The 26,093-nt window shown below is 68.3% G+C and carries 29 protein-coding genes; 19 read left to right on the top strand and 10 right to left on the bottom strand.

Features of this window, described 5'->3' with window-relative positions:
* The first annotated feature begins 139 nt into the window (after window positions 1–139).
* Complete coding sequence (locus O5I81_RS18990; RefSeq protein WP_271066432.1) at window positions 140–1,249, top strand: toll/interleukin-1 receptor domain-containing protein; 1,110 nt, start codon at window positions 140–142, stop codon at window positions 1,247–1,249.
* 50 nt (window positions 1,250–1,299) lie between these two features.
* Window positions 1,300–1,695 carry a hypothetical protein gene (locus O5I81_RS18995; RefSeq protein ID WP_271066433.1) on the top strand — a complete coding sequence of 132 codons (396 nt, stop codon included), beginning with the start codon at window positions 1,300–1,302 and terminating at the stop codon, window positions 1,693–1,695.
* A gap of 1,597 nt (window positions 1,696–3,292) precedes the next feature.
* Here the strand turns inward: O5I81_RS18995 and O5I81_RS19000 are convergent.
* The gene (locus tag O5I81_RS19000; RefSeq protein ID WP_271066434.1) at window positions 3,293–3,505 is read right to left on the bottom strand and encodes a hypothetical protein; all 213 of its coding nucleotides are present in this window, start codon (window positions 3,503–3,505) and stop codon (window positions 3,293–3,295) included.
* A gap of 143 nt (window positions 3,506–3,648) precedes the next feature.
* Here O5I81_RS19000 and O5I81_RS19005 point away from each other — a divergent pair, with 143 nt between their 5' ends.
* Window positions 3,649–4,011: a DUF2200 domain-containing protein gene (locus O5I81_RS19005; RefSeq protein WP_271066435.1), complete on the top strand. Its 363-nt coding sequence runs from the start codon at window positions 3,649–3,651 to the stop codon at window positions 4,009–4,011.
* On the opposite strand, the gene O5I81_RS19010 is transcribed toward O5I81_RS19005, so the two are convergent.
* The 3 genes from O5I81_RS19010 to O5I81_RS19020 are packed head-to-tail and all read right to left on the bottom strand — an operon-like array spanning window position 4,008 to window position 6,686.
* On the bottom strand, window positions 4,008–5,879 hold the full coding sequence (locus tag O5I81_RS19010) for a hypothetical protein (RefSeq protein ID WP_271066436.1): 1,872 nt from the start codon (window positions 5,877–5,879) through the stop codon (window positions 4,008–4,010). The genes O5I81_RS19005 and O5I81_RS19010 overlap by 4 nt on opposite strands.
* Complete coding sequence (locus tag O5I81_RS19015; RefSeq protein WP_271066437.1) at window positions 5,876–6,412, bottom strand: GcrA family cell cycle regulator; 537 nt, start codon at window positions 6,410–6,412, stop codon at window positions 5,876–5,878. Before O5I81_RS19015 ends, O5I81_RS19010 begins: the two co-directional genes overlap by 4 nt.
* A 31-nt stretch (window positions 6,413–6,443) precedes the next feature.
* A complete protein-coding gene (locus O5I81_RS19020; protein WP_271066438.1) occupies window positions 6,444–6,686 on the bottom strand; it encodes a hypothetical protein in 243 nt (80 codons plus the stop codon).
* 80 nt (window positions 6,687–6,766) lie between these two features.
* Here O5I81_RS19020 and O5I81_RS19025 point away from each other — a divergent pair, with 80 nt between their 5' ends.
* On the top strand, window positions 6,767–7,399 hold the full coding sequence (locus tag O5I81_RS19025; RefSeq protein ID WP_271066439.1) for an XRE family transcriptional regulator: 633 nt from the start codon (window positions 6,767–6,769) through the stop codon (window positions 7,397–7,399).
* Between the two features lie 35 nt (window positions 7,400–7,434).
* Entirely contained in the window at window positions 7,435–8,196 is a 762-nt protein-coding gene (locus tag O5I81_RS19030) for a hypothetical protein (protein WP_271066440.1), read from the top strand.
* Here O5I81_RS19030 and O5I81_RS19035 read toward each other — a convergent pair.
* Window positions 8,193–8,669, bottom strand: a complete 477-nt coding sequence (locus O5I81_RS19035) for a hypothetical protein (protein ID WP_271066441.1) — start codon at window positions 8,667–8,669, stop codon at window positions 8,193–8,195. The two genes, O5I81_RS19030 and O5I81_RS19035, sit on opposite strands and share 4 nt — an antisense overlap.
* Before the next feature lie 247 nt (window positions 8,670–8,916).
* On the opposite strand from O5I81_RS19035, the gene O5I81_RS19040 reads away from it, so the two are divergent.
* The 5 genes from O5I81_RS19040 to O5I81_RS19060 all read left to right on the top strand — a co-directional run bounded on the left by O5I81_RS19040 (window position 8,917) and on the right by O5I81_RS19060 (window position 10,969).
* A complete protein-coding gene (locus tag O5I81_RS19040; RefSeq protein WP_271066442.1) occupies window positions 8,917–9,150 on the top strand; it encodes a hypothetical protein in 234 nt (77 codons plus the stop codon).
* Window positions 9,147–9,383, top strand: coding sequence for a hypothetical protein (locus O5I81_RS19045; protein ID WP_271066443.1), 237 nt, complete (start codon window positions 9,147–9,149; stop codon window positions 9,381–9,383). Before O5I81_RS19040 ends, O5I81_RS19045 begins: the two co-directional genes overlap by 4 nt.
* A gap of 32 nt (window positions 9,384–9,415) precedes the next feature.
* On the top strand, window positions 9,416–10,096 hold the full coding sequence (locus tag O5I81_RS19050; protein WP_271066444.1) for a Fe2+-dependent dioxygenase: 681 nt from the start codon (window positions 9,416–9,418) through the stop codon (window positions 10,094–10,096).
* Between the two features lie 2 nt (window positions 10,097–10,098).
* A complete protein-coding gene (locus O5I81_RS19055; RefSeq protein ID WP_271066445.1) occupies window positions 10,099–10,563 on the top strand; it encodes a GFA family protein in 465 nt (154 codons plus the stop codon).
* Between the two features lie 139 nt (window positions 10,564–10,702).
* Window positions 10,703–10,969 carry a hypothetical protein gene (locus tag O5I81_RS19060; protein WP_271066446.1) on the top strand — a complete coding sequence of 89 codons (267 nt, stop codon included), beginning with the start codon at window positions 10,703–10,705 and terminating at the stop codon, window positions 10,967–10,969.
* Here O5I81_RS19060 and O5I81_RS19065 read toward each other — a convergent pair.
* The gene (locus O5I81_RS19065) at window positions 10,966–12,621 is read right to left on the bottom strand and encodes a M20/M25/M40 family metallo-hydrolase (RefSeq protein WP_271066447.1); all 1,656 of its coding nucleotides are present in this window, start codon (window positions 12,619–12,621) and stop codon (window positions 10,966–10,968) included. The genes O5I81_RS19060 and O5I81_RS19065 overlap by 4 nt on opposite strands.
* A gap of 124 nt (window positions 12,622–12,745) precedes the next feature.
* On the opposite strand from O5I81_RS19065, the gene greA reads away from it, so the two are divergent.
* A complete protein-coding gene (greA, locus tag O5I81_RS19070; protein WP_271066448.1) occupies window positions 12,746–13,225 on the top strand; it encodes a transcription elongation factor GreA in 480 nt (159 codons plus the stop codon).
* Window positions 13,222–14,127, top strand: coding sequence for a DMT family transporter (locus O5I81_RS19075; RefSeq protein WP_271066449.1), 906 nt, complete (start codon window positions 13,222–13,224; stop codon window positions 14,125–14,127). Before greA ends, O5I81_RS19075 begins: the two co-directional genes overlap by 4 nt.
* Before the next feature lie 55 nt (window positions 14,128–14,182).
* Here O5I81_RS19075 and O5I81_RS19080 read toward each other — a convergent pair whose 3' ends face one another.
* Window positions 14,183–14,878, bottom strand: coding sequence for an alternative oxidase (locus O5I81_RS19080; RefSeq protein ID WP_271066450.1), 696 nt, complete (start codon window positions 14,876–14,878; stop codon window positions 14,183–14,185).
* Between the two features lie 222 nt (window positions 14,879–15,100).
* On the opposite strand from O5I81_RS19080, the gene O5I81_RS19085 reads away from it, so the two are divergent.
* On the top strand, window positions 15,101–15,277 hold the full coding sequence (locus O5I81_RS19085) for a hypothetical protein (protein WP_271066451.1): 177 nt from the start codon (window positions 15,101–15,103) through the stop codon (window positions 15,275–15,277).
* 55 nt (window positions 15,278–15,332) lie between these two features.
* Here the strand turns inward: O5I81_RS19085 and O5I81_RS19090 are convergent, their stop codons facing one another.
* Window positions 15,333–16,580, bottom strand: coding sequence for an acetyl-CoA C-acetyltransferase (locus O5I81_RS19090; protein WP_271066452.1), 1,248 nt, complete (start codon window positions 16,578–16,580; stop codon window positions 15,333–15,335).
* 124 nt (window positions 16,581–16,704) lie between these two features.
* Here O5I81_RS19090 and O5I81_RS19095 point away from each other — a divergent pair, with 124 nt between their 5' ends.
* The 3 genes from O5I81_RS19095 to O5I81_RS19105 all read left to right on the top strand — a co-directional run bounded on the left by O5I81_RS19095 (window position 16,705) and on the right by O5I81_RS19105 (window position 19,878).
* Entirely contained in the window at window positions 16,705–17,217 is a 513-nt protein-coding gene (locus tag O5I81_RS19095; RefSeq protein ID WP_271066453.1) for a MarR family transcriptional regulator, read from the top strand.
* Between the two features lie 46 nt (window positions 17,218–17,263).
* Window positions 17,264–18,376 (top strand): membrane dipeptidase, encoded by a 1,113-nt coding sequence (locus O5I81_RS19100; protein WP_271066454.1) that lies wholly within the window; start codon window positions 17,264–17,266, stop codon window positions 18,374–18,376.
* A 71-nt stretch (window positions 18,377–18,447) separates the two neighbouring features.
* Window positions 18,448–19,878 (top strand): alpha/beta hydrolase, encoded by a 1,431-nt coding sequence (locus O5I81_RS19105; RefSeq protein ID WP_271066455.1) that lies wholly within the window; start codon window positions 18,448–18,450, stop codon window positions 19,876–19,878.
* Here O5I81_RS19105 and O5I81_RS19110 read toward each other — a convergent pair.
* On the bottom strand, window positions 19,875–20,705 hold the full coding sequence (locus O5I81_RS19110; protein WP_271066456.1) for an ATP-grasp domain-containing protein: 831 nt from the start codon (window positions 20,703–20,705) through the stop codon (window positions 19,875–19,877). The two genes, O5I81_RS19105 and O5I81_RS19110, sit on opposite strands and share 4 nt — an antisense overlap.
* A 159-nt stretch (window positions 20,706–20,864) precedes the next feature.
* On the opposite strand from O5I81_RS19110, the gene O5I81_RS19115 reads away from it, so the two are divergent.
* The 3 genes from O5I81_RS19115 (at window position 20,865) to O5I81_RS19125 (ending at window position 23,402) form a co-directional block, all read left to right on the top strand.
* Window positions 20,865–22,139, top strand: a complete 1,275-nt coding sequence (locus tag O5I81_RS19115) for a glutamate-5-semialdehyde dehydrogenase (protein WP_271066457.1) — start codon at window positions 20,865–20,867, stop codon at window positions 22,137–22,139.
* Entirely contained in the window at window positions 22,105–22,761 is a 657-nt protein-coding gene (locus O5I81_RS19120) for a nicotinate-nucleotide adenylyltransferase (RefSeq protein WP_271066458.1), read from the top strand. The genes O5I81_RS19115 and O5I81_RS19120 overlap by 35 nt, the downstream gene beginning before the upstream one ends.
* Window positions 22,762–22,853: 92 nt before the next feature.
* The gene (locus O5I81_RS19125) at window positions 22,854–23,402 is read left to right on the top strand and encodes a YbjN domain-containing protein (RefSeq protein ID WP_271066459.1); all 549 of its coding nucleotides are present in this window, start codon (window positions 22,854–22,856) and stop codon (window positions 23,400–23,402) included.
* Here O5I81_RS19125 and O5I81_RS19130 read toward each other — a convergent pair.
* Window positions 23,399–25,927: an ATP-binding protein gene (locus O5I81_RS19130; protein ID WP_271066460.1), complete on the bottom strand. Its 2,529-nt coding sequence runs from the start codon at window positions 25,925–25,927 to the stop codon at window positions 23,399–23,401. The genes O5I81_RS19125 and O5I81_RS19130 overlap by 4 nt on opposite strands.
* Window positions 25,928–26,093: the final 166 nt, after the last annotated feature.

Consider the following 26,093-nt stretch of genomic DNA (forward strand, 5'->3'; position numbering starts at 1 on the left):
AGAGGCGCGTCTAGCTCGATGCGCCAGCAAATGCACTCACATGTTCCCCTTAGGCCGTGGCCCGTTTTACGGAACCCCACTCTCCTCGCAATGCGCGCAAGCGCGCTTATCTGTGGACGAGGAAGCAGCGAGACCAACGATGAAGCGAGTTCTGACTGTCGGCCTGACCTACACGGGCGAACCCATTGAGGGCGTTGAGATCGAGACGCTCGGCCTATGCAGCTCCGAGGTGGACCATGAGCGCGCCGCGTACCCGCTCTATGAATACGACACCGTCATCATCAATCCCCAAACCTACAGCCACTTCATCTTCGGCGCCGCCGGCGAGTTTTCCGATTCCGATTCCGAACTCTACGACCTCAAACGCCAGAACAATTCCTATGACTTGGACAACGCCTTCAACAGCGAAGACCGACGGCAGGAACTGAAGGCCGCCATCGAGAAGGGCACAACGGTGGTGTGGTGCCTGGCCCCGCGCAAACATGTGAACTTCTTCGGCTGGCGCGAAACATTGGTGGGGTATTGCGCGCCGAAACTCGCGAAGTTCGTCACCCAGTCCGGCTTGATGGCGAAGAAGAGTCGCCTGATAGCGGCGTTCGACCTGGACAGCCCCTTCGCGCGCTACTTCTCGGTCCTAGCGCGGACGGAGTGGAAGCTCTGCCTGACGGACCCTGGCGAGGGTCTGCGCTCCGTCGCCTCGACGCCGGAAGGCTATAGCTTGGGCGGTGAGGTTGCGGTCGGCGACGCCAAGGGCTGGCTCATTACGCCACCTACATCGGATGAGGCAGCGCAGCAGCTAGTCCGCGATAGCATCGGCATCGGCAAGTCCGACACGCGCATGGAAAAGTATCACGGCGTCTTCCTGAGCCACACCAACGCGGACAAACCCTTTGTTCGCAAACTGCGCCAAGATCTGATGGATCGAGGCGTCGAGCATGTCTGGCTAGACGAAGCCGAGATCCAGATTGGCGACTCCCTGCTCACGAAGATCGACCAAGGCCTGCGCGACACCCGCTTTGTCGCGGTAGTCCTGTCGCAGAAATCCGTTGGAGCGCCTTGGGTTCAGCAGGAGCTGGAGATCGCCATGAACCGCGAGATCGGCACTGGCGAGGTGGTGGTGCTCCCGCTGCTGTACGAGAAGTGTGATCTGCCGGGCTTCCTGAAGGGGAAGCTGTATGCGGATTTCACCACGGGAGATGAGTACGAAGCGTCGCTCGGGAAGCTGCTGCGGCGACTACGCATCGCGTAGAGCGGCGCATCTGATCTAATTTTGCGGTTTTTCGATCAGAATGTTAATGAGTGAAGCCGAAACTGGCCTCCGACATGGAGGTCCACATGAACGCGCTTCTCAATTGGTGTCGCACCCTTCCGGCCCGGCTGGGCGAGGGGTGGGCAGTCGAGGTAACGAAGATAGCTGTCACGGGCGGCGGCGCGGGCGGGATAGGAACTGCCGCACTTGCTGCTAAACTCAGCCTTGCACACATTATCGGCATTGCAACGACAGCTGCCGGAATTGGATTGCTGCTGGGCCTTGCGGTGGGGATCGCGATCCGTCGAAGCGATATACAAAGCGCCGAGAAGGTAGAGTTCGAATCCGACGCCGATGGCATGAGAGTAAACTTCGCAGGTCCGATCAAACGTCTCGCCTATGAGCGCGGGGCCGACGGCGGTGAGAAGCTTGAGCTCGACAGGTGAGGCCGCGTTCTATGTGTTTCGATGATTAGCGCGCCTCTCCAGAAGACCCGCTAATCGACGGACTTCTCGCGCCTCTTGTCCTGGCTTCAAGTGTCTAAGGGCGGCAGCAAACTCGCCCGTTTGAAGTTGCCGGAGGGCCTGATCGTTTCGCTCCCTCAAAGTCGGAAGCGGCAAGTTCTCCGGCCATACGTGGTTCCTCGACCAGTTTAGTATCGCCCTGTATAGGGGCGGGTCCAACCGTCCGATGTTCGGCTTGCTAAGCCCCCCGCCGATCCACGGGCCATACACCCGACGAACAAACTCCGGCGGCATTTCGCCGGGATTGCGATCTGCCCAGAGGATCGGAGCTTGGCTCGGAAGCGGCGGAATCGTTTCCTTGCTCTCTGCCTGAGACAGTTCTGGAAAAAGCCGCCGCACATGCTCGGAAGCTCTTACCGTCCCGCCGGTAGGCAGAAGTTGATCCAGCAACTCGAGCCGGTCGGCGACGCTTAGCTCTAGCGGATCAACTGTTGGTTCGTCGCTAATATAGCCCCGTGCAGCAATCTCTCGAAGCCGGCCAGTGGCAATGCGCAGCCGCTCGGCAGCATCAATTATAGCATTTTCGGGGGTCGATTGACTACCGCTTTTGTTGAGTTTACGCGGCATTTTCCGTCCCGACTATTGCCGCACCGCAAGTGTAGAATCTTGGATAAAGCACTTCTTCGGGTCCGCGATCTCGCCTTATCTGCGAATCAGCACGAATCAACGACTCAGCCGAACCCACCCTTGTTAACCACGTTTTGGAGGAGACGTGAATCCGGCACGTAAGACTTACCGAAACTAAAGTCGGCGGCGGGAGATCACTCCCGCCGCCTCACGGCCAAAACCAGCTGAGCGAGTGCTGCGACCCGCGCCGCCAAGGCGCCGATTGCCGAGCTGATATCCGTGCGTGTCATTAGATCCTCCTCTGTTGGCCGCGCGCGCCATGCGCGACGGTGAAGAGGCGAGACCGCGCCTTGGACGGGACGGAACGGGCTGCATTCCTTGCAACGCCACGCGGGCGGAGCTGAACAAGCTGTAGGCGCGAAAGCGATCCGCCTTGTAGGACCAGCTGGATCCGCAAGCTGCCTCAAACCGCTCGTCTTGGGCGTCGGCCGGAGGAGAAAAAATGGCATCACAGATATCGTCGGATATCTCTAGTGACTGGCGTGAGCCGCCCCTGCGCTCAACTTTCGGTGAAGATCGCTGCCGGGAGAGCGGCACAACGCGATACTCCGCCAACTACAAGGGAACAGCGCGATATAGCGGAATTCCTCTCGGCGACCATGACGGCCTCTCGCCTGGTAAGAGCCCCCCTTTACAAGCCACAGAGAGCGCGCCCTCATACTCCTTGTTCGGCCCTGCATACGAACGCCATGACATTCTTGAATGGCGAGGTGTGTCCAGTGGATCGCGAACGCGTCCCCTAACTACAGAAGCCCCTAACCACGCTCCGTGGACCAGGAGTGCCGGCGCAGTCACTTCTCTGGCTGGCCGTCGGGGTCACCGCTTTCGCCGGCTTGGCCACCATCGCGATGGCATCCGTCTGGGCCCAGCCCACGGACATGCAGCAGCAGGCCTATGCCGCCATGGACTCTGCCTGGACGATGGGATTTGGCGCGATCATCGGCCTTCTGAGCACATTGAGAGACGGTCGGCGGCGGTGAAGAAGTGTTGGAGTGATTAATTCCGACGTTTGTTTTGATGAATACACCAAATAGCTGCAGAATTGCGGTTCCGCCGCCATCTCCTCCATGGAGGCGGAACCGCAGGCGTCGCTGAGGGCAAGCATGAGGTCACTCCGGCTGAGGCAATTTGCTCTTTTTTGTCCGATCCAGAGTCAGCCGCCTTCGACCCTCCGACTGAGGGCTTCCTCAGCCCGTCGCCCTCCCCGCCAGACCCGCTATACTGCCGCCTTCGGTGAAGGAGCCTCCGATGGCCGGCCACAAGATCTACAGGATGAGCTTCGCCAGCGTTTACGCCCACTACATCACCAAGGCCGAGCGCAAGGGCCGCACCCGGGCCGAGGTTGACGAGATCATCCTCTGGCTCACCGGCTACAGCGCCGATCAGTTCGCCGCCCACCTGGCCGACAAGACCGACTTCGAGACCTTCTTCGGCCAGGCCCCCGCCCTGCATCCGGCCCGCACCGAGATCAAGGGCCTGATCTGCGGCGTCCGCATCGAGGAGATCACCGACCCCCTGATGCGCGAGATTCGCTACCTCGACAAACTCATCGACGAACTGGCCAAGGGCCGGCCGATGGCCAAGATCCTGCGCACCGCGCCGGCCGCCTAGTCGTCGAACACGCTCCCGCAATCGGCGAACTCCGGCGGGCCGAACCCGCTGTTCACCCCCGGCTCCCAGATCGAGCCGCAGTCCGCGAACTCCGGCAACCGCCGCCAGCTCTCCACCGGCGCCGTCAGCCGGTCGATCGAGCGCCCGATCAGCGACAGGCAGTCGACCTCGTCGTCGTACCGGCCGAGCGGAAACGCCACGCATTCGTCGATGAAGCAGTCGCCGTCCCCGTCGTCGCGCACGAAGATCCGCCCCTCCCGCACCAGGCTCTGCGCCGAGCGCGCCCGGGTCGCCTTGTCCTGCCCCGAGCTCAGCCACTCCAGCGGGCAACTCACCGACCGGGCCCGCATCTTGGCCCGCAGCATCGGCTCCACCGCCCGCTGGATCACCCCCGCCTCGCCGAACCAGCGCCGGATGCCGCCGCGCCGCCGGAAGTCGGCGATCAGGTCGCACTGACGCTCGATCCACCGGTCGGCGCTGGTCTGGCCGCCCCAGGACGCCACCCGCCAAAGGTTGAACGCCGCATCGACGCCCCACACCGTCAGCCGGGTAAAATCGCCGCCGCCCTCGGTCACCGCATAGTCGCTCGACCCGTAGTACCGCAGCGTCTTGGGCAGCTCATGCTCCTGGAAGCGCTTGAACCACCCCCGCTCGAAATAGCTGCCCTCCACCGGCCGCGGCCGTTGCTGGTACAGGGCGTTCCAGGTGCGCGGGTTGAGCTGGAACTGGCTCCAGTGATCCTCCCGCCAGTACTCGGGCCACAGATAGTCGCCCACGGCGCGGCCCAGCGGATCGTCGGCCCGCTCGGCCTGGGCCGGGATGTTGACCACCTCCCAGACCTCGCCGTCGCGGCACAGCACCGGGCCCGAGGCGCCGTCATAGCCCTCCGGCAACAGGCTGCCCGCCAGGTCGTCCTCATGCCAGCGCGTCTGGATCAGCACGATGCGCCCACCCGCCTTCAACCGTGTCCGGACGGTGTCGTCGAACTCCTCGCGGGTGCGGCGCCGGATCATCTCGCTGTCGGCCTCGGCCCGGCCCTTGACCGGGTCGTCGATGACGATCAGGTCGGCGCGGTTCCCCGTGATCCCGGCCAGCATGCCGGCCCCCATCCACTCGCTGCCGTTGTCCAGCGCCCAGTCGATGACGCTGGCCCGGGTCTTGTCGGGGCGCACCCCCATGGCGGCGGCGAACACCGGCTGGCGGGTGACGCCCCGGGCCCGCCGGCCGCGCCGCCCGGCCAGGGCCGTGGCGTAGGTGACCACCAGCACGCTGCGGTTCGGCTCCCGGGCCAGGAACCAGGGGGTGAACACATCGACCGCATAGGTCGACTTGGCCGAGCCCGGCGGCATGAAGCCCATCAGCCGCCGGATCTTGCCGCGCTCGACCGCCGCCAGCTTCTGCAGCCACAGCCGGTGATGCGCCGCCAGCAGCGGCGGATCGCCGCGCCGGCGCGGGCCGACGCCCGGGACATCGATGGTCTGGCAGAAGGCGTCCAGCCGGCGGCGGGCCGGTGAGGGCGCCGCCGGCTCCGGCAGGGGCTCCTCGCCCGCCGCGGGCGTCTCCGGCATGCCCAGCGCCCGCCGCGCCGCCCGGTCCTGATAGGCCGCGATCTTCGCCGCGATGGCCGGATCGGCGGCCGGATCGAGCGGCGGCTGGTCCTTGCCGGTCCACAGGTCCGTCGCCGCCTGCAGCTCCTCCAGTAACACCCCGCAGGCGATGATGACCTCCGGCCAGTGGCCCGAGGGGATGCTGGAGCGCGTCTTCCAGCCCGCGACCATGGCCGGGCTGACCGCCATCCTGTTGGCCAGCTTCGTTGACCCGCCGGCGTCTTCGATGACCTGGCGGTGAGTGCGGGGCCAGTCGCTCACCACTCCTCCCTGGCCGGCGCCTCGGCCGCCCTGAACCGGTCCCAGCCCGTCGCCTCGGCCCGCACCGGCGCGCGCGGCTCCAGGGCCTTGCGCTCCCAGGCCCGCAGGCCCCGGCCAGCCCGCGCCTGGTGGCCCTCGCAATAGACGCCGCGCCCGGTCTTCCGCTCGCAGCCGCAGAACAGCTGGACGCCGCGCGCGTCCTCGGCCACCGGCCAGTGGCAGTCGCGCTCGCCCAGGTCCTCCAGCCGCCGCATGCGCGAGGGCTCGATGACCAGCGGCGGCCGGGTCCAGACCCGGGCCTGTGCCTCCAGCGTCTCGCCGCGCCGCCAGCCCAGCCGGGCCAGCTTGCCGCTGATCACCCCCTTGGCGACGCCCATGCGGCCGGCGATCAGCAGGTGCGACAGGCCGGCGTCGAACAGCCGGCGCAGCAGGTCCAGCCGCTCGCGCGGCCATTCGGCGCGAAGGCGCAGGGGCGGGTGAGGTTGAGGCGCGCGGGAACACCCCGCCGCGCCGGGGTCGGCGGCGATCTGCATGTCGGTCACTCTGGGATGGAGAAGAAGGGGTCTAGCGGACGCGGGCCGGGCGGCCGGCCTTCGGCGGGCGCCGCGCCGCCGCCCCGGCCAGCTCTTCGAGGCTGGCGTGGCCGCGCAGCACGATGGCCGCCCAGTAGCGCGGCGGGATCGAGTCCTTGCGCTTCCACTGATGGATGCAGCCGGCGGTGCACTTCAGCATCCGGGCCAGCCGTGAGGGTCCACCCGCGACGGCGATGACGTCGCGGTGGCTCCGATGGGGTTCTGTATCGGGCATGTTGGCACTGTACAAATTATACAGACGAATTTCAACCCCTGTCTGTAGACAACATACAGGAAATATCGTAGTTTTCGTACATGAGCCCTTCGCCCGACCTCCCATCGCCCCACGCCGCAGGGGCCGAACGCCTGCGCCGCGCCCGCCGCGCCAAGGGTCTGGGCTCGGCGGCCGAGGCGGCGCGGGCCAACGGCTGGAACCTCAACACCTACGCCAGCAACGAGAACGGCAACGCCAGCTTCTCCTTCCGCAAGGCCGAGGACTACGCCCGCGCCTTCGGGGTGCGGGCCGAGTGGCTGTACGCCGGCAAGGGGCCGATGAAGGCGCGGCGCCCGGGCCTGCCGGTGCTGGGCAAGGTGGCGGCCGGGGCCGAGGCCCTGTTCGACGACGACTACGAGATGGGCGCCGCCGCCGACTGGCTGGACCCCATGGTGCCCGAGGACGGCATCGTCCTGATCGTCGATGGCGAGAGCATGATGCCGCGCTTCCGCCACGGCGAGCACCTGATCTTCGGCCGCCGCTACGACGACCCCACCCCGCTGATCGGCCACGAGGTCATGGCCCGCCTCGCCGACGGCCGCAAGATGGTCAAGATCCTCCGCCGCGGCGCCGCCCCCGGCCTCTGGACCCTGGAAAGCATCAACACCCGCTTCAAGCCGATCGAGGACGTCGAACTGCTCTGGGCCCTGCCGTTTATGGGCCTGCGGGTCTGAGCGAACCGCCTCGCCGGCCGGGCGTTGAGCGCTACATGAGCGCCATGACCTTCGAACGCCCCGTCAAGCCGGCCGCACGGTCCATCGCCGTCATGGCCTCCGTCCTTGTCGCCATCGGCGCCGCGCCGGTGCTGTCGGCCCTCGGGCTGATGGACGCCGCCACCTTCGCCGGCGACGGCGACCAGACCCTGCGGGCCGCCCCTTACGCCTTCTCGATCTGGGGCCTGATCTATCTGGGCGTCTTCGTCTATGGCGTCTGGCAACTGGTGCGCCAGACGCCGGAGTCGGCGCCGCTGCGGGCCGTCGCCTGGCCCTCGGTCATCGCCCTGCTCGGCTGCGGCGCCTGGCTGTTCGCCGCCGCCCTGGACCAGAAGGCGCTCAGCGTCGTGATCATCGTCACCTCCGCTTCCGCCATCGTCGCCGGCCTGCTGCGCGCCGGGCCGCACCGGGGCGAGGTCGGGCCGGGAACGCGATTCTTCATCTTCTGGCCGCTCAGCCTGCTGGCCGGCTGGCTGACCATCGCCAGCTTCCTGAACGTCATCACCGTCCTGACCGCCTGGGGCCTGATCGGCCCGGCCACCGCCCAGCCCGCCGCCCTGGCCGGCATCGTCGGGGTGCTGATCGTCGGGTCGGCCGTCGTCTGGCGGCTGCGCCACCTGGCCTACGGCCTGCCCATCGTCTGGGGCCTGATCGCCGTCTGGGCGGCCGAGCACGCCGACAAGCCGCAGGTCGGCCTCGCCGCCCTCGTCGCCGCCGGCCTGATGCTGCTGGTCAGCCTGGTCGCTGGCCGACCCTAGGCTTTGAGAAGGTCCTGGCTGCGCTCATAGCCGTCGAACAGGCTGCGCATGACCTCGACATGCTCGCGGGCCAGTTGGTTCATGGCCTCCGAGCGCAGCACCTCCGACGGCACAGTCACCCCCCGCGCCCCCACCGTCCGGCAATGGCCGCTGGCGATCAGCCGGTGCACATAGCGCCGCGCCGTCTCCCGCGGCAGGCCCAGGGTGCGGGCCACGGAGGCGATGGTCACCGCCCGCCGCATCCCGTCCGGGAACACGCCCTCGACCGCCAGCGGACTGGGCATGCCCGGCTCGTTGAGATGTTTCACACTCGCCTGCCAGACCGCCACGAAGGTCGCGGCCAGCAGGACGTCGCCGTCGAACGGCGCGCTGAGCACCGACAGCTGCCGCAGGAAGTGGTCCATCCCCAGCTTCAGCAGGTACCGCTCCTGGACGGGGGTGCGCTGGGCCGGATCGATTGGAATACCCTTCAACGTCAGTTTCCCCCGACTGTTCAAAATCCGGAAATCAACGTTTCCAGTCACTTCGCTAGGTAGCGCCCCGATTTGTGGGGTCCATGCGACAAATGGGCAGTTCGCCCAATTTGGGGAAATCCGGTCCATTATCGTAGCGGAAGCGGGTTGGGTTCACCGCTTGGCCCTTGACTTTGATCTGTATATTTTATACAGTCTCGGTTCCCCCTTATCCCAGGAGCCGCCCCTGACCGCGTTCTCGCGACCGGTGACCCATGCCGACCCGGCCTGGTTCGCCACCCTGCCTCGCCTGCGCCCCGACGGCAGCGAAGAGCCCGACTATGGCCGGGTCTTCTTCCAGCCCGCCGTCGATGGCGGCCTGGCCTACAGCTTCGACCGCGCCGGCCTGCGCTTCTGCCGCCGCCTGCCGCCCCCGGCCCCGCGCCAGGGCTGGCTCGACTGCCAGGGCCGCGCCTTCCTGATCGCCGGACCCGCCGCGTGAGGCCCGCCCCCGACGCCCTGGCCCGCTACTGGCGCTGCGGCGGCGAGATCCTCGCCCTCGGCGGCCCGCTGCCGCTCGCCGACCGCGGCGCCCGCCCACTGACCCCCGCCGACCTCACCCGCCTCGCCGCCTGGCACCGGTCAGAGCTGTATGGCGACGCGGCGGCCTACCACCGCCCCTGCCTGCGCGACGCCGAAGCCGTCCTGGCCAGCCTCCGTATTTTCCACAATTGATAATCAGTCGCAAACGAGCTAGCTGCGATTTCATGTTGATCCAGATCGAAAACCTGCTGACCCCCGACCAGGTCGCCCGCTTCCAGGCGGTGCTGGCCGGAGCGCCCTGGGCTGATGGCAAGGTGACGGCCGGCTATCAGTCGGCGCTGGCCAAGAACAACCTGCAGCTTCCCGAGACCAGCGAGGCGGCCCGCAGCCTGGGGGCCGAGGTCGAACGGGCCCTGGCCTCCAACCTGCTGTTCCAGTCGGCGGCCCTGCCGGCCCGGGTCTTCCCGCCGCTGTTCAACCGCTACGACGGCGCCCACAGCTTCGGCGTCCATGTCGACAACGCCCTGCGCACCCTGCCGGACAGAACGCGCCTGCGCACCGACCTCTCGGCCACCCTCTTCCTCACCGACCCGGAGGACTACGACGGCGGCGAGCTGGTCATCGAGGACGTCTACGGCGCCCATGCGGTCAAGCTGGCCGCCGGCTCGATGATCCTCTACCCGGCGACCAGCCTGCACCAGGTGACGCCGGTGACTCGCGGCGCCCGCACCGCCAGCTTCTTCTGGATCCAGAGCCATGTCCGGGACGACGCCGCCCGGTCCATGCTGTTCGACATGGACATGGCCCTGCAGCGCCTGCGCGGCGAAGTCGGCGACGGGCACGCCAGTCTGGTCGCCCTGACCGGCGTCTACCACAACCTGCTGCGGCGATGGGCGGAGGCCTGACCATGCATGAAGGCGGCTGCACCTGCGGCGAGGTCCGCTTCCGGATGACGACGGCGCCGATGTTCGTCCATTGCTGCCACTGCCGCCAATGCCAGCGGGCGACCGGCAGCGCTTTCGTGGTCAACGCCCTGATCGAGACCGACCGCATCGAGATCCTGCAGGGTTCGCCTCGGGCCACCCCGGGGCCCTCGGAAAGCGGCCGGCCGCATGACGTCTATCGTTGCCCCGCCTGCCTGACGGCGCTGTGGAGCGACTATGGCCGTCGCCCGGCCCTGCGCTTCCTGCGGGTCGGCGCCCTCGACGAGCCCGCCGCCCTGCCGCCGGACGTCCACATCTTCACCCGCTCGAAGCTGCCCTGGGTGAACCTGTCCGGGGAAGCGGCGGTATTCGAGGTCTACTACGACATGGCGGCGCAATGGCCGGCCGAAAGCCTGGCCCGTCGCCGCGCCGTTCTCGGCGACGTCTGACGATTAGGCCCCACGGTTCCATGAGCCGTGCTATTGTGTGTGACCGTTCCGCTTTTGCAAGGAACCCTGCCGGCCTGTTCTGCCGACCTGCCCGATATCTGGTCCCGCGCCGCGGGACGTCGGGGGCGAAAGGCGCCGCATGTCCAAGACCCCCATCCCCGCTCCGCCGATGACCATGGCCCAGCTGCGCAAGCGGCTCGACGAGACCCTGGCCAACGGTCACCAGCCCAAGGACCTGGTCCTGCGCATTACCTTGCGCGACACCGCGCTGATCAAGCGCAGCGCGGTCTTCGCCGATGACGATATCCGCTTCGTCGACGGCGTGATGCACGTGCTGGGCATCCCCACAATCGTCGGCCAGGTCGGCGAAACCAGCATCGCTGCCGCTGAACCCGCTGACAGCTAAGGCTTTCGCTCGGCCGCCGAGGCCTCGCGCACCGGCCCGAACTCCGACCCCGCCTTCCAGCCCGGCCAGTCGCTGCTGTTGGCCAGCGCCTTGCCGGCCTGAAGCACCAGATCGACATCCATCGCCGCGCCGCGCAGATCCCAGTCGGCGCTCCAGGCGTCGCCGGTCTGGTGATAGGCCGTGGCCGTGTAGTCGGTGACCCACTTGTCGCCGGCCGCCCGGCCGCCATCGACCAAGTCGGCCCCGCCGCCCAGCGCCATGATCAGGATGACCGGCACGCCGCGCTTGGCCAGCGAGAAGTGGTCGGCGCGATAAAACAGGCCACGTTCGGGCTTGGCATCCGGGGTGATCACCCGGCCCTGCGCCCTGGCCGCCACGGCCAGGCCGTCCTCAAGGTCGTTCTGCCCGGCCCCGACCAGCACCACGTCCTTCGCCGGTCCCATCGGCTGCAGCACATCGAGGGTATAGGCCCCGGCCATCTTCTCCAGCGCCACGGTCGGATGCTGGGCGAAGTATTCCGAGCCCAGCAGGCCCCGCTCCTCACCCGTCCAGGCGGCGAACAGCACCGTGCGCTCCGGAGCCGGGCCGGCCTTGAACTCCCGGGCGATCTCGAACAGGCCGGCGATGCCGATGGCGTCGTCCAGGGCCCCGGGCCGCACCCGCTTGCCGGCCGCGTCGGGCTTGTCGGCCAGGCCGTAGGCGTCCCAGTGACCGGCGTAGGCCACGCTCTCGTCCGGCCGCTTCGCGCCGGTAATCTTGCCGATGACGTTCTGGCTCTGGACCTTGCTGAAGGCGACCCCGACGTCGGCGCTGAAGCTCGCCCCCTTCAGTTCGACGGGCTTGAACGCCGCCGTCCGCGCCTCTGTCTTCAGAGCCTCGAGGTCCAGGCCGGCCGAGGCAAACAGCTGGGCCGCCGTCCCGCGTTCGAGCCAGCCCTGGAACGGCACGCGGCCGGCTCCGCCATCGGCTCGGGCGACATCGAAGTTCTCGCCGCGCGGGGCCACCACGGTGATCCAGCCGTAGCCGGCGCCGGGCGTCTCATGGACGATCAGCGCCCCGGCCGCGCCCCGCCTGGCGGCCTCCTCGTATTTATAGACCCAGCGGCCATAGAAGGTCATGCCCTGGCCGCTGAACTTGCCGGCCACCGGCTCGCCCGCCGCCGCCTCGAAGTCCGGGTCGTTGATCAGGAAGACGACCACCTTCCCCTTCACATCGACGCCCTTGTAGTCGTCCCAGCCCCGCTCGGGCGCGCTGACCCCGTAGCCGACGAAGACCAGCGGCGCGTCCTTCACCGCGATCCGGTCGATCGGCCGCACAGTGTTGAGGTAGATGTCCTTGAACTGCTCCAGCGGCATGGCCTTGCCGCCGACCGTGAAGGCCATGGTTCCGCCGGGCTGCACCTGGGTGCGGACCAGCGGCACGGTCTGGGTCCAGCCGCCGTTCTCGCCGCCTGGCTCCAACCCGGACTGCTGGAAACGCTTGACGATGTAATCGACGGTCTTCTGCTCGGCCGCCGAGCCCGGCGCGCGGCCCTCGAAGGCGTCGGAGGCCAGCACCTTGACGTCCGCCGACAGCGCCTTCGGATCGATCTCCCTCGCCATCACGGGTGTTGCGGCGAGAACCAGGGCGGTCAGGGCGAAGGCAAAACGCATGGCGGTCACTCCAGGGACGCCCCCTTGTTAGCGCCTTTGCCGCCGGCGATCCATTTGTGCCGTGTCGGCAGGATGGGTGGCTTCCAGGGTTGGTGATGCCCGAACGGCGGCCTACAACCGTCGCATGAGCGTCGCTTTCACCAAGGAGGGAGATCTCGAGGCCACCGCGGCAGACCTGCCCGACCGCCCGATCTCCCAGCATCCCAACCTCGTCACCCCGGAGGGCCTCAGCGCCCTGGAAGAGGCGTTGGACGCCGCCCAGCTGGCCTATCGCGCCGCCCAGCAGGGCGATGTCTCGACCGACCGCACGGCCATGGCCCGGGCCACCCGCGACCTGCGCTACTACAACGCCCGCCGGGCCAGCGCCCAGCTGACCCAGCCCCCCGAGACCTGTGACACCGTCCAGTTCGGCTGCACGGTGACCTTCGACCGCGAGGACGGCCGCCGCCAGACCTTCCGCATCGTCGGCGAGGACGAAGCCGATCCGGCCAGGGGCAGCGTCTCCTGGGTCTCACCGGTCGCCCAGGCCCTGCTCGGCAAGGGCGAGGGGGACACGGCCATGGTCGCCGGCGGCGAAGTCGAGATCGTGGCGATCGGCGCGTGACGCTGACGCAGCGCCTGTGGAAGACGGCCCCGCTGCTGCTGGCCGCCACCATGCTGTTCTGGGCCGGCAACTCCATCGCCGGCCGGGCGATGAGCGGCGTCGTGCCGCCGATGACCCTGACCTTCTGGCGCTGGATGCTGGCCAGCCTGCTGGTCGCGCCCCTGGCCTGGAAGCACCTGAGGACCGACGGCCCGGTGCTGCGCCGTTACTGGAAGCTTGTCGTCCTGCTCAGCCTCAGCGGCGTCGCCTCGTTCGGGGCCCTGCTCTACTGGGGCCTGGAGAGCACCACCGCGCTCAACAGCCTGCTGATGCAGGCGGCTATCCCGCCGCTGATCCTGTTCTTCGGCTTCATCGTCCTGCGCGACCGCGTCGGCCCCGGCGCCCTGGTCGGCGTCGCCCTGTCGCTGCTGGGCGTGCTGGTGGTGATCAGCGAGGGCCGGCCCTGGGCGTTGCTGTCGCTGCACCTCAATCCGGGCGACGGCATCATCCTGGTCGGGGTGGTGCTCTACGCCGGCTACAGCCTGTTGCTGCGCCGCCGCCCGCAGGTGCATCCGCTGAGCCTGCTGCTGGTCACCTTCGTGCTGGCCGCCCTGATCACCGCACCGCTCTATGTCCATGAGCTGATCCAGGGCCGCACCTTCGAGGTCACGCCACAGGCCCTGGCCGGCATCGGCTATGTCGCCCTGTTCCCGTCCTTCCTGGCCTACCTCTGCTTCAATCGCGGGGTCGAGCTGATCGGCGCCGGGCCGGCCGGCCAGTACATGCACCTGATGCCGGTGTTCGGCGCCGTGCTCGCCGTGGCCCTGCTGGGCGAGCCCTTCCACCCCTATCACGCGGCCGGGGTCGGCCTGATCGGCCTCGGGATCGCGGCCACCGCCTTCGCGGGCCGCAAGCGGGCATAGAAAAGGAGCCCGGATTGCGCCGGGCCCCTTCACTGGCGCCGCCCTTCGTGGGGGATCAGGCGGCCCGCTTCCAGTTCGGTTCCAGCACCACATGCGGCGGGCAGGGCGCCACGTCACCGAGCGGCAGGCCGACCAGTTCGTTGGCGAAGCCATGGTTGACGTCCCGGTGATGGGCCTCGTCGGCGCGGACGACCTCGATCACGTCGCGCAGGGTGGCGTCGGCGGCCAGGCCCCAGTAGCGGATGGCGATGACCGGAGCCCGGACGTTCTCCGAGCGGCCCTCGTCGATCTCGGCCAGATAGTGGGTGTAGCTGATCACCGCTTCTTCTTCGAAGTAGCCGACCACGCGGTGGGCGGTCTTGGGGCTGATCAGGTAGAGGGCGAAGAAGAACAGGTAGAAGACCCACTGCACGGCAACGACCACGAAACGCTCGAAAGCGGTCGGCTGGCAGACCTTGATGAAGGTCATCAGGTGCATGCGCTCGTTCTCGGCCTCGTCCATCAGGGTCTTGATCCAGCCCTTGTCGTCGCACATCCGGCGCAGGCACTTCAGGTGGGTCAGGGTGGCGCCGACCATGCCGGGCACCGCCGCGACGGTCTCCAGCACCACGGCCCGGTGGCCGTAGCGCGTGGCGAAGAAGGTGTCGGCGAAGAAGCGAAGGGCCTTGACGAAGCCATAGGCGACGCGGTCCGAAACGCCGCGCGGCTGGTGGTGGACGGTCAGGTCGATCGCGGGAAGTTCGGCAATCATCGGGGGCGTTTCCTTGTCGATGGCGGGAAGACCCGCTGCAATGACAGGGTTCTGCGCCCGAACGCCTGCGGTTGAAATTTCGCAATGGCCCTTAGTGGAACATACCTAGGTTGGGCATACGGGACGGCAGGCGCCTAAGGGAAAACCCTTAGGGGCCGTCCACGAATGGCGGGCGCCGGTCACCGGCGCAAAAATCCGGTTCCTCACACCCGGGAGCCCGCCATGACCTTCCAAACCCTCTTCCTGGCCGGCGTCGTCGCCGCCTTCAGCAGCCTGTTCCTGGTGCTGATGTACGTCTGGATCACCGTCAATCTGCACCAGATGAAGCAGGCCAGGACCGTCACCCAGGTGACCCCGGCCCAACGGCCGGCACACGACCCGCTGAAGCTGGCGGCCTGACGCAAAAAGGGCCCCGGATCGCTCCGGGGCCCTCTTCGTATCGACGTCCGAAGGACTAGCCTTCGACGCGCTCGATGATGATGGCCGGAGCCATGCCGCCGGCGGCGCACATGGTGACCAGGCCGCGCTTCAGGCCACGGCGTTCCAGTTCATCGACCATGGTGCCGATCAGGATGGCGCCGGTGGCGCCGATCGGGTGACCCAGGGCCATGGCGCCGCCGTTCACATTGACCTTGGCCCGGTCGAGCTTCAGGTCGCGGATGAACTTCTCGGCGACGACGGCGAAGGCTTCGTTGATTTCCCACAGATCGATGTCGTCGACCGTCAGGCCGGCCTTTTCCAGCACCTTGCGGGCGGCGGGGACCGGGGCGTTGAGCATCAGGGTCGGCGAGTCGCCCATGTTGGCGGTTGCGATGACCTTGGCGCGGGCCTTGAGGCCATGCTCCTTGGCGTACTTGGGCGAGGCCAGCAGGATGGCGGCCGAGCCGTCGACGACGCCCGAGCTGTTGCCGGCGTGGTGGATGAACTGGATGTCCAGGCCCGGGTGCACGGCGGTGATCAGCTTGCGGAAGGTCGTGCCTTCCTCGTCGAGCGGCACGTCGGCCATGGCGGCGAACGACGGCTTCAGGGCGGCCAGGCCCTCGGCGGTGGTTTCCGGACGCGGGAACTCTTCCTTGTCCAGGGCCAGGGTGCCGTCGGCGTTGTAGACCGGAACCAGGCTCTTGTCGAAGTGACCACCGGCGATGGCGGCGGCGGCGCGCTTCTGGCTTTCGAGGGCCAGGGCGTCGACGTCTTCACGGGTGATGCCTTCCATCGTGGCGATGGCGTCGGCGCAAACGCCCTGGTGCGATTGGGGATGCATTTCACGCAGGTTCTTGTTGCCGCGGTCCATCAGCATCGGCGCGCCGTCCGAGGGCGCGCGACGGCCGGCCATCGACATCATCTCGGTGCCGCCGGCGATGACCAGGTCTTCCATGCCGGACATGATGGCCTGGGCGGCCAGGCTGACGGCGGTGATGCCCGAACCGCAGAAGCGGTCCAGGGTCATGGCCGAGGACTTGACGTCATAGCCGGCCGACAGCGCCGACATGCGGCCCAGATCGCCGCCCTGCATGCCGACCTGGCTGCTGGTGCCCCAGAAGATGTCGTCGACTTCGGCGGTGTTGATCTTGTTGCGTTCGGCCAGGGCCTTGAGGACGGTGGCGCCCAGTTCCTGCGGGTGGATTTCGGCAAGGGCGCCCTTGCCGATCTTGCCGATGCCCCGGGGGGTGCGGACCGCGTCGATGATCAGAGCTTCAGGCATGAACGCCTCCTCGTTTTGATTTCGGGCGCACCTAAGCGCCCTCACCTTGCGGCATTCAAGCGCTTGTTTGACGCATCCGTAAGCCCCTCACGCTTGGCGGCCTATTCGCGGTATGGCTGGATCGATGAGCGATTTCGACTACAGCCGCAGCTTCAGAGGCCAGGCCCTGGCCGCCCGCCTGCGCCGCGCTTCCGACCTGCTCGACCGCGACGGGACCCGTGTCTACGCCGCCCAGGCCGTGCGATTCGAACAGCGCTGGTACGGCATCCTGCGCCAGTTGATCGCCAATGGGCCGATGTCGGTCGGCGCCATCGCCAAGGTGCTGCGCATCACCCACGTCTCGGTCAGCGAAGCCAGCCGCTCGATGGAAAAGGCCGGCATCATCACCTCCGCCGCCTCGCCGGAGGACGGCCGCAAGCGCAACCTCGTTCTCACTGACCAGGGCCGCGCCCTGGCCGCGGACCTGGCCCCGCTGTGGGGCGCCTTCAACGCCGCCGCCGACGAGCTCAACACCGAGGCCGGCGATCTGGTGGCCCTGCTCGACCGGCTCGACGACGCCCTCGCCCGCAAGTCGATGTATGATCGGATCGTCGAGCGCCTCCCGTCCCTTACCGAGAGTTCATTTGACGATACGTAGGTGCCTACATATCGTCCGAACCTCACTCCCGCGCATGAGGTTGGCGATGCATCGAAGACAGTTCCTGGCGGGCTCCGTGACCGCCGCCGCCTTTGCGGCCCTGCCGTCCATGGCCGCCGAAACGATCAGCCCCGCCGCACGCCGACTCTACCGCGACGCCATCGTCATCGACGGCAACCTGGTCGCGCCGTTGGACCCCACCGCGCCCCTGGACGCCGTCACCCGGGCGCAGGTCAAGGCCTCGGGCCTGTCCGCCTTCAAGATGACGCTCGGCGGGCCCGGCAGTCAGACCAAGGCCGAGACCACCGAGGAATGCGGCCTGATCGACAAGGCCATCGGCCTCAACAGCGACCTCTTCACCCGCGTCCGCAAGATCGGCGACATCGCCGCCGCCAAGACCGGCGGCAAGGTCGGGCTCATCGCCTCGTTCGAGGCTGGCGAGATGCTCGAGGGCCAGGTCGAGTCCATCGACCACTTCCGGGCCTTAGACGTTCTGGTCATGGGGCTGAGCTACAACCTGACCACGCCGTTCGGGTCGGGCGTCATGTCGAAAGCCGCGACCGGCCTGACCGATCTGGGCCGCCAGGCCATCGACCGGATGAACCGGCTGGGCGTCACCCTCGACATCAGCCACAGCGACGAGACCACGGGCTTTGCCGCCATCGAGGCCTCGCGCCGTCCGGTGTTGGTCACCCACGCCGGCAGCGGGGCCATCCGCCCCCACCCGCGCAACAAGTCCAACCGGCTGATGAAGGCCCTGGCCGACCGGGGCGGGGTGATCGGCATCTTCGACCTCAGCTACATCTCGGTCGCCCCCGACCAGCCGTCTCTGGCCGCTTACATGGCCCACCTGACCCACGCCCTGAACACCGCCGGCGAGGACCACGTTGGCATCGGCAGCGACACCATCCTGACCCCCTTCGACACCTCGCCCGAGATGATGAAGATGTGGGACGCCGAGACCGCCCGCCGCAAGGCGACCGGGGTCGCCGCCCCGGGCGAGGGACCGCCGCCCTTCGTCACCGGGCTGAACCGCTCGGACCGCTGCGCCGTCATCGCCGACCGCCTGCTCAAGGCCGGCTATCCGGCCCGGGTGGCGGAGAAGGTGCTGGGGGCGAACTTCCACCGGGTGTTCGCCGAGACCTGGTCGCCCGCCTGACCTGCAATTCCCTTGGCGCCGACGGCCTTGCCGGGTTCTAAGATGCCGCACCTTTTCGGAGCCGCCTCTCAATGATCCGTCCCCTGCTCGCCGCCGCGCTCGCCTGCGCCGGCCTCGCCGTCGCCACGCCCAGCCTGGCCGCCAAGCCGGACTTCAGGGCCAGCCCTTGCGTCGGCGACTTCGGGGCCGCCGCCAGCCGCGCCTCCTGCGGCATCCTCATCGTGGATGAATCGCGCGGCACGGCCAGCAAGCGGCGGGTCGCCATCCCGGTGGTCGTCATCAAGGCCCAGAACCCCCGCCCCGGCCAGCCGCCGGTCTTCTACCTGCAGGGCGGCCCGGGCGGCGCGGCCGCCGCCGGCGCCGGGCGCATCGCCCGCTCGCCCCTGGCCAAGGACATGATCGCCGTCGATCAGGACTGGGTCTTCTTCGATGAACGCGGCTCGGGCCAGGCCGCGCCCTTGCTCGATTGCGGCAAGGTGGCGATGAATGACGCCGGCCCGCTGTCGGCCGAGGCCGGCCAGACGCTCAAGGCCTGCGGCCAGCTGCATGCCGCCGCCGGCGTCGATCTCTCGCGGTACAACATCAAGGAGGTCGCCCTGGACGTCCAGGACCTGCGCCAGGCCCTCGGCTACAAGGAAATCGACCTGTTCGGCGCTTCCTACGGCACCAGTATCGCCATGGGCATCCTGCGCCATGCGCCTCAGGGCGTGCGCGCCGTGGTGCTCGACAGCCCCTGGCCGCCCGAGGCCCGCTGGGCGCAGGGCGGGCCGCAGCTGATCTCCGACGCCGTCCATCTGGTGCTCGGCAAATGCGCCGCCGACGCCGAGTGCGCCAAGCGCTTTCCGACCGTGGAGGCCGACTTCGTCGCCTTGGCCGTGAAGTTCAACGCCGGTCCGGTGCAGGGGAAGGCCCGCGCCTATACCCGCGAAGACCTGGCCGGCTTCCTGATGGACGCGGCCTACGACGACTACGGCGCCCGCCATATGCCGGTGGATCTGGCCAACATGGTGAAAGGCGACTTCTCGGCCCTGGAAGCCCACCGCGCCGAGCGCAGCCCCTATTTCGAAGGCCAGCATCTGACCCACCTCTGCAAGGAGGAGTTCCCCTTCGAGGACCGGGCCAAGGTGGCCGAGGTCGGCGACGACCCGATCGCCGCCCTCGCCGTGCCTTCGATGACCCGCTACTTCGAGGTCTGCGAGGCCTGGGCGGTCGGCCAGCCCGATCCCCTCGACGCCGGTCCGCAATCCAGCAACGTGCCCACCCTGTTCATCGCCGCCGAGATCGATCCCGGCTGCCCGCCCAGCCTGGCCAAGGCCGCCGTCGCCCGCTTCAGCAAGGGCCAGCTGTTCATCGCCCCCAACGTCACCCACGGGGTCAGCTTCGGCAGCCCCTGCGCGCGGGGGATGATCCGAAGCTTCCTGCAGGACCCGACCAAACCGGTGGACGGCAAGTGCCTGGAGGGCGAGACGCCGAAGTTCGAGTTCGACTACAGCGAGGACTAGCCGGCTAACCTGGAGGCCAACGCCTGCATAAGAGGGGCGGCAACATCGGGCCGGGGCAGGCCTGAAACCTGTCCGTCCCCGACCTCAAGGAGCCACCACCGTCCGCCCGTATCGATGGCGAAGTCGGCGGACGCGAAGCGGCTGGGAATCTGGGCCGCCACCTGGGTGACGAGGTCTGGCGGCGGCGGTTCTCCAGAAGTCTCGTCACGCGGCCAGCACCCGACGACGACGCCGTCGAGGATGAAGGCCCGAAACTCGTGCGGCGGCCCGCCCCCCGGCGTCAGGGGCTGGTAGGCCTTGAACACCAGACCACCGACGAGACTGTCGTCCTGCAGTTCCCGGAAACGCGAAACAACCCGGCCAACCTGATCCTTGTCGGAAGCGTCGGGGATAAAGCAGGCCTCGCGCCAATAGCCGGCCTGGCTTTTCACCCAGTCCTTGAGGATCACCGGCCGATGACCGAATGCCTCCAAGGCAGCGGCGATGGCCGCCGGGTCATCCATATGCTCCCGCTCGACCCACCGGGTGTCCGGCATCCACGCCTTGAGAGCCTGATAGGAGCCCGGCGCGTGGTGGCAGGCGGCATAGGCTTCCGGATCGGTGATCAGGGTGAAGCCTCGGCTGGCCAGTTCATCGAACAGGGCCCGATAGGCCTCCAGGCGCAGCATCCATCCGCGATAGACGACGTCCCCCGGCTCTGTCGCCCGCATGGACCGGAGCGCTGCCCTGGCGTCGAGGCGCCGCTCCAGCACGTCGTGATCGAAGGTAAGGACGGTCAGGCCAGCCGCGCGAGCGGCCTCTGCGTCGATCGTGAACTCCGGGTCCACGCCTCGCTCCGTCAGGGGGTTGAGGCAAAAGATTGCGTACTTGGCCATTGTCCATGATCTCGCATTGCCGAAGCGCGACTACAAGCGCCGCGCCCACCGCTATCCACCCGCTCCCAAACCCGCTAATGCTCGTCCTGAGCAAATCCGGATACGGAGCGGATGGACGACGCCGGCCAGACATTGCGGGGCAGGATGATGGCCATGGGCCGGGCGGCGCGCGAGGGCGCGCGGGCCCTGCGGCTGGCGTCGGCTGAGCAGCGCACGGCCGCCATCGCCGCCATGGCCGCCGCCATCCGGGACGGCGCCGGCTCCATTCTCGCCGCCAACGCCCGGGATCTGACGGCCGCCAAGGCCGCCGGCATTTCGGGGCCGATGCTCGACCGCTTGCTGCTGGACGAGGGGCGGGTCGAGGACCTGGCCAGCGCCATCGAGACCGTCGCCGCCATTCCCGATCCGGTCGGGGCGGAGATCGCCCGCTGGACGCGGCCCAACGGCCTGGACATCGCCCGGGTGCGCACCCCCATCGGGGTCATCGCCATGATCTACGAGAGCCGGCCGAACGTCACCGCCGACGCGGCGGCCCTGTGCGTGCGGGCCGGCAACGCGGTGATCCTGCGCGGCGGCTCGGAGTGCATCACCTCCAACCTGGCCATCCATGCCTGTGTCGCCACCGGCCTGCGCGCCGCCGGCCTGCCCGAGAGCGCCGTGCAGATCGTGCGGACCACCGACCGCGACGCGGTGGGCGAGCTGCTGTCGGGCCTGGACCGCCAGGTCGACCTGATCATCCCGCGCGGCGGCAAGGGCCTGGTCGCCCGGGTGCAGGCCGAGGCGCGGGCCCCGGTGCTGGGGCATCTGGAAGGGCTCAACCATGTCTTCGTCCATGCGGCGGCCGACATCGCCAAGGCCGTCCGGATCGTCGTCAACGCCAAGCTGCGCCGGGTCAGCGTCTGCGGCTCGGCCGAGACCCTGCTGATCGACAAGGCCGCTGCGGAGCGCCTGCTGCCGCCCATAGCAGACGCCCTGATCAAGGAACGCTGCGAGCTGCGCGGCGACGCGGCGGCCCGGGCCATCGAGCCCTCGATGAAGCCGGCGACGACCGCCGACTGGACCACCGAATACCTGGCCCCGATCCTCAGCATCGCCATCGTCGACGGGGTGGCCGGCGCCGCCCGCCACATCGCGGCCTACGGATCGGGCCATACCGACGCCATCGTCACCGAGGACGAGGCGGCGGCCGAGCAATTCATCGCCGAGGTCGACAGCGCCATCGTGCTGGTCAACGCCTCGACACAGTTCGCCGACGGGGGAGAGTTCGGCTTCGGGGCCGAGATCGGCATCGCCACGGACCGGCTACATGCCCGGGGACCGGTGGGCGCGGAACAACTGACGACATTCAAATATGTGGTTCGCGGGTCCGGCCAGACTCGTCCCTGAGGCCGGCCGCCCGGCCGCCCTCCGGACGGGTTTCGTCCTCAAGCCCGGAATGCGCGTGGGCCTCTACGGCGGCTCGTTCAATCCGGTGCATGAGGGTCACCTCCACGTCGCCCGCACGGCCATCACGCGGCTGAATCTCGACCGCGTCATCTGGCTGGTCTCGCCGCAGAACCCGCTGAAAAGTTCGAAGGACACCGCGCCGCTGAAGCAGCGGCTCGCCGATGTCACAAGGGCCATCGGCGACTCCCGGATGATCGTCAGCGACATCGAGACCCGGCTGGGCTCGCAATTCACCATCGACACCCTGCGCCTCCTGAAGGCCCGCTACCCGGGCGTCCATTTCGTCTGGATCATGGGCGCCGACAGCCTCAAGGACGTTCATCGCTGGCGGGGCTGGACCCAGCTGATGCGGGAGGTCCCGGTCGCCGTGGTCTCGCGGCCCTGGGCCTCGCTGAAGGCCCGGCTTTCGCCCGCCGCCCGCCGCTTCGCCCGTTATCGCCACCCGGCCCGCGAGGCGCCGTTGCTGGCCACCCTGAAGGCCCCGGCCTGGGTCTATCTGCGCGGACCGTTCAACTTCGCCTCCTCGACGGCCATGCGCGAGCGGATGCGGGCCAAGCCCTGAGCAAAGCCTTGCGGGACGCCCATGGGTCCGGGCTATGCTGGTCCTCCGGGGGGCGGCGTCGGATCGCTCCGCTGATTTGACGGAGTTTCGGCATGGCCTGGCGTGCGCTGGCGATGACGGCGGTGGTGCTGGCGGCGACGCCGGCAATGGCGGCCGAACTGCCCCGGACCGGCAGGGCCGAGGTCTACTATTCGGTCACCGCCGAGCAGGTGGCCTCGGTGCTCCGCAAGGCCGGCTTCAAGACCAAGGTCGTGGCCGACGCGCACAAGGACGGCGAAAAGCCCAGCTGGACCATCCAGGCCGAGGACAACACCCCCTTCTACATGGGCGTCGATGTGCGGGCCTGTGACGCCGAGGGCCATCCCAAGGGCTGCCTGGGCCTGCGCTTCTTCGCCTCGATGGACCTTGAGACCAGCGACCTGGCCGTCGCCCGCCGCACGGCCGACCGCTACAACCGCGACTACTACATCGGCAAGGCCTACGTCTCCGACGACGGCAAGTCGCTGTATTTCGAGAACTACCTTATGGTCGACGGCGGCGTCACCATGGACCACCTCGAAAAGAACCTGAGCAACTTCCTGTCCGGCTATGACTCGCTGGTGGACCTCTACGAGGTGCAGGACGCGGCGGTCGACGCCTAGCCCGCCTCGGCCAACTCCACCTCGCCCGGCTCCAGGGCCGCCGCGATCGCCGCCAGCAGGCTGTCGGCTCGCACCGGCTTGGAGAGGTGGGCGTCGGCGCCGGCCGCCAGGCTGGCCTGGACGTGTTCGTCGAGGGCGTTGGCGGTCAGCATGATCACCGGGGTGCGGGTCGCGCCCATTATGCGCTCCCGCTCGCGCAGGCGCTGGGTGGCGGTCAGGCCGTCCATCTCCGGCATCTGCATGTCCATCAGCACCACGTCGTAGGCCTGGACGCTGAGGCGCTCGAGGGCGGCGACGCCGGTCTCGACCACGTCGAGGCGCACGCCGGCGGCCTCGAGGATCAGGCGCACCACCCGCTGGTTGGTCGGATGATCCTCGGCCAGCAGCACATGGATGCCCTCGACCTCGGCCTCAGCGGCCGGGGTGGCGTCTTCCTCACCCACGACCTGCGCCGGCTCCAGCGGCAGGGTGACGACGAAGGTCGAGCCCTCGCCCGGGTTGGACGCGGCCAGGATGGTGCCGCCCATCAGTTCGGCCAGCGAGCGGCAGATGGCCAGGCCCAGGCCCGTGCCGCCGAAGCGGCGGGTGATCGAGGCGTCGGCCTGTTCGAAACGGCGGAACAGGCGCGCTCCGGCCTCGGCGTCGAAGCCGATGCCGGTGTCGCTGACGCTGAAGGCCAGGCCGTGCTCGCGGCGGCCGACGTGGATCGTGATGCCGCCGTCGTGGGTGAACTTCACGGCGTTGGACAGCAGGTTGGAGAGGATCTGGGTGATGCGGACGGCATCGCCCTGCCAGGCCCCGGCGGCGGCCTCGTCGACGGACCAGTCGAGATCCAGGCCCTTGAGGGCGGCGGACTCGGCATGCAGGGCGCCGATGCGGTTGACCAGGGTCTGGGCGTCGAACACGCCGCTTTCCAGCCGCAGCTCGCCGGCCTCGATCTTGGAGAAGTCGAGGATGTCGGTCAGCACCTGCTCGAGCAGGCGGCCCGACGACGAGATCAGTTCGGCCAGCTCCTTGCCGCGCGCCGTGGTCTGCTCGCGGGCCAGCGTCTCGGAGACGGCGACGACGCCGTTCAGGGGCGTGCGCAGCTCATGGCTCATGTTGGCCAGGAAGCGGGACTTCTCCTGATTGGCGCGTTCCAGTTCGGCGGTGCGGGCGCGGACACGGTCTTCCAGATCGTCCATGACCAGGGTGGCCTCGCGGCGGGCGGCCAACAGGGCGCGGGCCAGGGCCCCGATCTCGTCGGGGCGGGCCTCGATGGCTTCGAGTTCGGCGATTTCGGCGACCGGGGTCGGTCCCTGCGGGTCGCGGCGACGGTTGTCGGCGAACCGCGCCAGCGTCTGCAGCGGGGCGCCGATGACCTTGCGCGCCATGCCCATCACCAGCAGGCCCTGGAACAGGGCGGCGATCAGACCCAGCACCAGGATCCAGGCGGCCGACCTGGCGGCGGCCATGGTCACGGCGCTGGCCGGATAGCGGATCAGGAAATACCAGTCGGGCCCGCGCAATTGGCCATAGGCGATGATGTACTTGCCGTCCGGGGTCCGGACGACGCCGCGCGGCGACTTCTGGGCCTTGATCTCGGCGATCAGGGCCTTGAGGCCCATGTCCTTCTCGTAGGCCGCCAGGGTGGCTTCCGGCGCCTTGCCGGGGGTGGCGAAACCCGGGTAGGCGATCAGCTCGCCATTGCCGGTGGTGATCAGGTTGACCGCGCCCCGGCTGGTGTCGCGGATGGCCCGCATGAAGTAGCCGGACAGCTCGATCGACGAGCCGAAGGCGCCCAGGTGACGGCCCTCGACATCGACCGGGGTCATGCAGCCGGTGGCCAGCCGCTCGCCGACATTGTCCTGTAGCAGCCGTTGCAGGCTGGTGCAGCGGATGGCGCGGGTCGGGTTGGCCGCCAGGCCGGTGATCCTGCTCATCTCCTCGCCGGAGATGTCGAGATCTGCCGGCGCCACGTGGCGGTAGAACATCAACTTGTCCGGCCGGCCGGGCGCGAACATCACCAGCCGGGTGCCCGGGGTGAAGAAGTAGAAGTTGTCATAGCGGGTGACGGCCGACTCGCCGAAGCGCGGCACCACCTGATAGGCGGCAACCAGGGCCTTCTTCTCCACCATCGGCACATGGGCGCCGTCCCGGATGAAGGCGCCGACGCCGTAGAGATAGTCGCCGTCGGCCTTGGCCTGGCCGTCGAAGGCCGCGTCGAGGCTGCGGCGCGTGCCGTCGGTCTTGAGCGGGAAATACTGGTCGAAGAGGCGGTTGGTCTCGCTGTCCGAAAGCTGCGCCATGCGCACCTTCATCGCCGCGCCGGCGTCGCGGTGCAGGGTGGCGAGATCGGTGAATCGCCGCTCTTCCTGATTGGCCCGCTGGGTGACGTAGTCCCGCAGGTAGCCAATCTCGCGGCCCTCCAGCTCCTGCTGGAAGGCGACGAAGGCGGCCCCGAACGCGATCAGGGTGACCGCGATCGACAACAGGCCGACGCTGGTCAGAAACCGGCGGGAAATGGACGTCGTTCTGGCGTTCATCAGACGCCTGTCCTAGCAGATCGAGTGTTTAGATTTGGTTTGACCGGAACGGGTGGCGGGCCTGGGTGCAACCCGATTTGGGTCGGGCGAATCACAACGCCTGACGAACCCCGGAAAAGCTGCTATGGCTCTCTTTTGTAGCGAGAGACAACAAGGAGCACTCCGC

Source organism: Caulobacter sp. NIBR1757 (assembly GCF_027912495.1).
In the GTDB taxonomy this organism is placed as follows: Bacteria; Pseudomonadota; Alphaproteobacteria; order Caulobacterales; family Caulobacteraceae; genus Caulobacter.